At 54.0% G+C, this 341-nt stretch carries 3 tRNA genes; all 3 read right to left on the bottom strand.

From position 1 onward, the window contains the following. Window positions 1-2: 2 nt before the first annotated feature. A tRNA-Glu gene (locus tag Q1B07_RS26855) sits at window positions 3-74 on the bottom strand. 29 nt (window positions 75-103) lie between these two features. Beyond that, window positions 104-176, bottom strand: a tRNA-Thr gene (locus tag Q1B07_RS26850). Window positions 177-178: 2 nt separating this feature from the next. Further along, a tRNA-Asn gene (locus tag Q1B07_RS26845) sits at window positions 179-253 on the bottom strand. Window positions 254-341: the final 88 nt, after the last annotated feature.

Here is a 341-nt window from a genome sequence, read left to right as displayed (position 1 = left end):
GGTGACCCGTACGGGATTCGAACCCGTGTTACCGCCGTGAAAGGGCGGTGTCTTAACCGCTTGACCAACGGGCCATTAAGGCATTTTTCTTTTTTGAATATTAAGCTTCCAACCGGGCTCGAACCGGTGACCTCTTCCTTACCATGGAAGTGCTCTACCAACTGAGCTATGGAAGCATTGGCTCCGCAGGCAGGATTCGAACCTGCGACCGATCGGTTAACAGCCGATAGCTCTACCACTGAGCTACTGCGGATTAACAACAAGCCTGGCAACGTCCTACTCTCACAGGGGGAGACCCCCAACTACCATCGGCGCTGAAGAGCTTAACTTCCGTGTTCGGC

The organism is uncultured Metabacillus sp. (assembly GCF_947503125.1).
GTDB lineage: Bacteria > Bacillota > Bacilli > Bacillales > Bacillaceae > Metabacillus.
The sequence above is the reverse complement of the archived record's forward strand: the minus strand, read 5'-3'. Positions and strand labels throughout refer to the sequence as shown.